We start from the raw sequence: 6,191 nt of genomic DNA on the forward strand, positions 1-6,191 counted from the left end.
GGGTCGCCGTCGCACTCGCGGTCGCCGTCGTCGCGGGCGGCGCGGCCGCGTGGCCTGCCTTTCGGCTCGGCTCGCTCGCCGACTGGCGCATCGTGCAGTGCGACGTCGGGCAGGGGAGCGCGACGCTCGTGCGGCACGCCGGCGCGGTCGTGCTCGTCGACGCCGGCGCCGAGCCTGCGCCCATCGAGCGGTGCCTGCGCACGCTCGGGGTGCAGCGCGTCGACCTGCTCGTGCTCACGCACTTCGACCTCGACCACGCGGGCGGCGCGAGCGCCCTGCTCGGACGCGTGGGACTCCTCGTGCACGGCCCGGTCGACGAGCGCTCGGCACCGCTCGTCGCCGAGCTCGCGGCTGCAGGAGCCGCGACGCACGAGGCCCGTCGGGGCGACGCGTGGGCGCTCGGCGAGCTCCGCGTCGACGCGCTCTGGCCGGTCGGCGAGCTCGAGCCGGGCAACGACGCGAGCGTCGCCGTCTCGATCGACCTGCCGGGCGGCGGGATCGAGCTGCTCGTGCTCGGCGACCTCGGGGCTCAGGCGCAGTCGCGGCTCATGCGCGCCGGTGTCCCGCCCGCCGCGGTCGTGGTCGTCGCGCACCACGGCTCCGCCGATCAGCTGCCCGCGCTCTACCGCCGCGTCGGCGCAGCGGTCGGGCTCGTGGGCGTCGGCGAGAACGACTACGGGCACCCGACGGATGCGGCGCTGCAGGTCGTGCGGGAGTCGGGCGGCCAGCCGCTCCGCACCGACGAGCTCGGCACGATCGCGCTCGGGATGGACGAGTCGGGCATCCGCATCTGGTCCGAGCGCGTCGGCGGCCCGCCCTAGGCTGGGAGCGTGGCAGCGAGCATCCCCAAGGTCGCGATCCCGAAGATCGGCTGGGAGCAGGTGTCGCCCGCGCCCGTGGTGCTGGTGTTCGGCAAGGAGTCGTTCCTCGCCGACCGCGCGATGCAGCGGCTGCGCGCGCTGCTGCTCATGGAGGACCCGGAGCTCGAGATCCACGACGTCGACGCGGGCCAGTACGTCGACGGTGCGCTCGAGCTCATCGCGAGCCCGTCGCTGTTCGACGAGCCGCGGCTCGTGCGCGTCGAGAACGGCGTGAAGGCGACCGACGCGCTCATCGCCGACGTGCTGCGCTACCTCGCCTCGCCCGTCGACGGCACGACCCTCGTCATCCGCCACGACGGCTCGACCGTGCGCGGCAAGAAGATGCTCGACGCGATCCGCTCCACGCCGGGCGCGCTCGAGGTCGTCTGCCAGCCGCTCGGCCGTGGCGACATGGTGCCGTTCGCCCGCAACGAGCTGCGCCTGCTCGAGCGCGAGGCGACCCCCGGCGCGATCGCCGCGCTCGTCGACGCCTTCCACTCCGACATCGCCGAGCTCGCGAACGCGATCCGGCAGGTCGCGCTCGACACCGAGGGCGAGGTCACCGAGCAGGTCGTGCGCACCTACTACGCGGGCCGGGTCGAGACGACGGCGTTCGCCGTGGTCGACGCGGTGATCGCGGGCGACGTCGCGACGGCGCTCGCGACGCTGCGCCAGGCCGTGGCTACGGGTGCCGACCCGGTGCCGATCGTCGCAGCGTTCGCGATGCGCTTCCGGCAGCTCGCGAAGGTCTCCGGCGCCGGCGGCTCCGACGGCCAGGCGGCGCGGCAGCTCGGCATGCAGGACTGGCAGGTGCGCGGCGCACGGAAGGACCTGCGCGGCTACACCGAGGCGACGCTGTGCGACGCGATCGAGGCGATCGCGCACGCCGACCACGCGGTGAAGGGCGCCGAGCGCGACCCGCACTACGCGGTCGAGCGGCTCGTGCGGCAGCTCGCGGCCCGCGCCTGACGCGAAGCGGCTACGCCGAGCCGCTCCAGGGCGCCGGCACGAGCACCCAGATCGCGACGGCCGGCTCCCCGCCCTCGACGCGCCACGTGTGCGGCTCGCGCCCCGGCAGCGTGAGCGCATCGCCCGCGCGCACGACCACCGAGCGATCGGCGAAGCGCACCTCGACGGCGCCGGCGACCACGTGCAGCACCTCGACCTCGCAGCTGATCGTGTAGAGCTCCGATCCGCCGTGCGCGCCCGGCTCGAGCTCCGAGCGCAGCACCTGCACGAGCTCCTGGCCCCGCGGCGACATGAGCCGCTCATCGGCGCTCACGCCGCCCAGGTTGATCCGCGGGGCATCCGCCCAGGTGACGTGCTGCAGCTCGGGCTCCTCGAACAGCGCCCCGACGGGCAGCGAGAGCACCTGGCACAGCTGCACGAGCGTCGCGACGCTCGGCGACGTCTCGTCGCGCTCGACCCGGCTGAGGAAGCCCTTCGAGAGCCCCGCGGTCGTCGCGAGCTGGCTGAGCGACATCCCCTGCGCCGTGCGGGCGGCGCGGAGCTTCGCGCCGATGGCGACGGCCGCCTCATCGGCGTCGGGGTGGATGGGTCGCATCGCGTCCTCTCGTCGGCGCGCTTGACCGCAGGAGGTGCGGGGGCGTACGGTGACCGGGCTGGTTTCGTGAAGCGTATCGAAAGTTGTCAAATATGCAACCCAACCCCGAAGCTCCGCGCGGACCGATCGATGCGAGCGCGGTGCCGCGCTTCGCCGGCATCGCGACCTTCGCGCGGCTGCCGCGCCTCGACGAGGTCGGTCGTGCCGACATCGCGATCGCGGGCGTGCCGTTCGACAGCGGCGTGAGCTACCGGCCGGGCGCGCGGTTCGGCCCCTCGCACGTGCGCGAGGCGTCGAGGCTGCTGCGGCCCTACAACCCGGCGCAGGACGTCTTCCCGTTCGGGAGCCAGCAGGTCGCCGACGCGGGCGACATCGTCGCGAACCCGTTCGACCTCGACGCCGCGGTCGCCGACATCGAGGCCGGCTCCCGCGCCCTGCACGAGGCGGCCGAGCGGCTCGTCGTCATCGGCGGCGACCACACGATCGCGCTGCCGCTCCTGCGAGCGCTCCACGCGCAGCACGGGCCGGTGGCGGTGCTGCACTTCGACGCGCACCTCGACACGTGGGACACCTACTTCGGCGCTCCGATCACGCACGGCACCCCGTTCCGGCGCGCGTCGGAGGAGGGCCTCATCGACCTCACCGCGAGCATGCACGTCGGCACGCGCGGACCGCTCTACGACAAGCAGGACCTCGAGGACGACGCGCGCCTGGGCTTCTCGGTCGTGACGAGCGAGTTCGTCGAGGAGCACGGCGTCGCCGCCGCGATCGAGCGGATGCGCGAGCGCATCGGCGGCGCGCCGCTCTACGTCTCGATCGACATCGACGTGCTCGACCCCGCGCACGCGCCCGGCACCGGCACGCCCGAGGCGGGCGGCCTCTCGAGCCGCGAGCTGCTGCGGATGCTGCGCTCGCTCGCGGGGCTCCGCATCGTCGGCGCCGACGTCGTGGAGGTCGCCCCCGCCTACGACCACGCGCAGCTCACGGCCGTCGCCGCGAGCCACGTCGTGTACGAGCTGCTCAGCGCGATGGCGCCACGCGAGGGAGGCGACCGTGAGGACACCTGAGCGCGACGAGGTCGAGGCCGCCGCTGCCGCGATCGTCGACGCCTTCGCCGCGACCGACGGCCCGCGGTACTTCGCCGGCTTCTCGCCCGACGCGACCTTCATCTTCCACACCGAGCCGAGCCGGCTCGACGACCGCGCCGCCTACGAGGCCCTCTGGCAGGGCTGGGTCGACGGCGGCTGGCGGGTGGTCTCGTGCACGTCGAGCGAGCGGCTCGTGCAGACGATGCCGGGCGCGGCCGTCTTCACCCACACCGTCGACACGACCGTCGAGACGGGTGACGGCCCCGAGTCGTACCGCGAGCGCGAGTCGATCGTCTTCGCCGTCGACGGCGACCGCCTCGTCGCGGTGCACGAGCACCTGTCGCCGCTCAACTGACCCCCGAATCCCACCCACGCACCTGACCCCGCGCATCCGCACTGTCGAAGGAGACCGATGTCGCTCTACACCCGCCTCGAACGCCGCCTGGAGGCGAGCGCCGACGACGCCGGCCCCGTGCGCGGCACCTACTCGGCGCGCCGCATGCTCATGATCTGGCTCGCCGCCAACCTCGTCGTCACGACGCTGCTCACCGGCACCCTGTTCGTCCCCGACGTGCCGTACGGCCTCGTGCTCGCCCTCATCGCGGGCGGCACGGTGCTCGGCGCGTGCGTGCTCGTGCTCGTCGGCGCGATCGGCACGCGCACGGGCCTGCCGACGATGGCCCTCACGCGCGGGCCCTTCGGGACGCGCGGCAGCCTCCTGCCCGCGGCCGCGAACCTCGTGATCCTCATGGGGTGGAGCTGGGTGCAGGCGATGCTCGCCGGCATCTCGCTCGACTACATCGTCAACGCGCTCACCGGGTTCTCGAGCCCCGTCGTCTTCGCCGTGCTGTGCCAGACCATCGTGGTCGTGCTCGCGATCTTCGGTCACGCGGGCGTCGCGAGGGTCGAGCCGTGGTTCGCCGCGGCGATCCTCGCGATCGCCGCCTACGTGTTCATCACCGCGTTCTCGACGTTCACGCCCGCCGAGTTCGCCGCGATCCCCGGCACGGCCGAGCCGTTCTACACGCCCGGCCTCGTGTTCGACGTCGTGCTCGCGACCGCCATCTCGTGGACGGTGCTCTCGGCCGACTTCAACCGCTTCGCCCGCTCGACGCGCGGCGGTGCGATCGGCTCGGGCGTGGGGTACACGCTCTCGACCGTCACCGCGATGACCGTCGGCGCGACCGCGATCGGCTACGTCGTGCTGAGCGGCCGCGCGCCCATCCCGTTCGACCCGACGACGATCATCGAGCCGTTCGGCGCGCTCTTCGCCGTCGCGATCTTCCTCTCCGTCATGGCGACGAACACGATGGTCGTCTACGGCATGGTCACGACCGTCGTCAACGCGCTGCCCGGGCGGCGGGTGCCGTTCCTCGCGACCGCGCTCGTGCTCGGCGCCATCTCGATCGTCGGGTCGACCTTCTTCGTGCTGCTCGCGCAGTTCACGACGTTCCTCGTGACGATCGGCGCCCTGTTCGCGCCGGTGTTCGCGATCATGATCGTCGACTACTACGTGCTGAAGCGCCGCAGCTACACCGCCGACATCCTGCTGCCGCGCGGCGGGCGCTACTGGTACACCGGGGGCGTCAACTGGCTGGCCGTGGGCTCGTGGGCGGTGGGCGCCGCGCTCGCCTACGCGTGGGCGTACGTGTGGCCGCTGCCGTTCGGGGCGACGGTGCCGAGCTTCGTCGTCACGTTCCTGCTCTACCTGTTCGTCTCGCTGCCGTCGCGCGACCGCGGACCCGAGACGCCCGCCCCGCACCTCGCGGACGCGGTGGATGCGCGCTGACGAGCGCACGGGCGCGGGTCGGCGCCTCGTCGACCTGAGCCATCCGGTCGCCGACGGCATGCCCGTGTACCCCGGCGACCCGGCCGTGCGCATCCGGCCCGCGCTCACGGTCGCGGCCGACGGCGTCGAGGTCGCGGCGATCAGCATGGGCTCGCACACGGGCACGCACGTCGACGCGCCCGCGCACACGGTGGCTGGCGGGCGCACGATGGCGGACGTCGCGCTCGACGAGCTCGTCGGGGAGGCGCTCGTCGTGCGCCTCCCCGGTCTCGCCGACCGCGAGGTCTACGGGCTCGGCCGCCTCGAGGCGGCTGGGCTGCCCGAGCGGCTGCCGCCGATCGTCGTGCTCGACACGGGATGGGCCGCGCACTTCGGATCGGAGCGCGGCCTCGCGCACCCGGCGCTCGCCCGCGACGCGGCCGTCGAGCTCGTGCGGCGGGGCATGCGCGTGCTCGCGGTCGACACGCTGAGCCCCGATCCCACGGGCGCGGGGGCGGATGCGTCGTTCCCCGTCCACGAGGTCGTGCTCGGCACGGATGGGCTCATCGTCGAGAACGTCCGCGGCATCGAGCTCGTGCCGGACCGCGTGCGGATCGGGTTCTTCCCGCTGCGCCTCGCGGGCGACGGCGCCCCGGTGCGCGCGGTCGCGTTCCTCGACTGACCCGGCACCGAGTGGCGCCTCCGGGAGGTGAATGGCGCCTCCCGCAGGTGAGTGGCGCCTCCCGCAGGTGAGTGGCGCCTCCCGCAGGTGACTGGCGCCTCCCGCAGGTGAGTGGCGCCTCCCGCAGGTGAGTGGCGCCTCCCGCAGGTGAGTGGCGCCTCTCGCAGGTGAGTGGCGGGAGGCGCCCCCCAAGCGCGGCTGCCGCCACTCCCGCGCGGCGGCCGCCGCT

At 73.8% G+C, this 6,191-nt stretch carries 7 protein-coding genes; 6 read left to right on the forward strand and 1 reads right to left on the reverse strand.

The window, feature by feature from the left end:
* Both NWP09_RS10990 and holA read left to right on the forward strand, forming a co-directional pair.
* The coding region (locus NWP09_RS10990) for a ComEC/Rec2 family competence protein (protein ID WP_258275557.1) at positions 1 to 821 on the forward strand (821 nt) is incomplete at its 5' end.
* 9 nt (positions 822 to 830) lie between these two features.
* On the forward strand, positions 831 to 1,829 hold the full coding sequence (gene holA / locus NWP09_RS10995; protein ID WP_258275558.1) for a DNA polymerase III subunit delta: 999 nt from the start codon (positions 831 to 833) through the stop codon (positions 1,827 to 1,829).
* 10 nt (positions 1,830 to 1,839) lie between these two features.
* Here holA and NWP09_RS11000 read toward each other — a convergent pair whose 3' ends face one another.
* Positions 1,840 to 2,424: a helix-turn-helix domain-containing protein gene (locus NWP09_RS11000; RefSeq protein ID WP_258275559.1), complete on the reverse strand. Its 585-nt coding sequence runs from the start codon at positions 2,422 to 2,424 to the stop codon at positions 1,840 to 1,842.
* A gap of 92 nt (positions 2,425 to 2,516) precedes the next feature.
* On the opposite strand from NWP09_RS11000, the gene speB reads away from it, so the two are divergent.
* The 4 genes from speB to NWP09_RS11020 are packed head-to-tail and all read left to right on the forward strand — an operon-like array spanning position 2,517 to position 5,962.
* Positions 2,517 to 3,491 (forward strand): agmatinase, encoded by a 975-nt coding sequence (gene speB, locus NWP09_RS11005; protein WP_258275560.1) that lies wholly within the window; start codon positions 2,517 to 2,519, stop codon positions 3,489 to 3,491.
* Positions 3,478 to 3,867 carry a nuclear transport factor 2 family protein gene (locus tag NWP09_RS11010; RefSeq protein ID WP_258275561.1) on the forward strand — a complete coding sequence of 130 codons (390 nt, stop codon included), beginning with the start codon at positions 3,478 to 3,480 and terminating at the stop codon, positions 3,865 to 3,867. The genes speB and NWP09_RS11010 overlap by 14 nt, the downstream gene beginning before the upstream one ends.
* A gap of 57 nt (positions 3,868 to 3,924) precedes the next feature.
* Positions 3,925 to 5,301, forward strand: coding sequence for a cytosine permease (locus tag NWP09_RS11015; RefSeq protein ID WP_258275562.1), 1,377 nt, complete (start codon positions 3,925 to 3,927; stop codon positions 5,299 to 5,301).
* Complete coding sequence (locus tag NWP09_RS11020) at positions 5,291 to 5,962, forward strand: cyclase family protein (RefSeq protein ID WP_258275563.1); 672 nt, start codon at positions 5,291 to 5,293, stop codon at positions 5,960 to 5,962. The genes NWP09_RS11015 and NWP09_RS11020 overlap by 11 nt, the downstream gene beginning before the upstream one ends.
* Positions 5,963 to 6,191: the final 229 nt, after the last annotated feature.

Source organism: Agrococcus sp. HG114, assembly GCF_024723325.1.
In the GTDB taxonomy this organism is placed as follows: Bacteria; Actinomycetota; Actinomycetes; order Actinomycetales; family Microbacteriaceae; genus Agrococcus.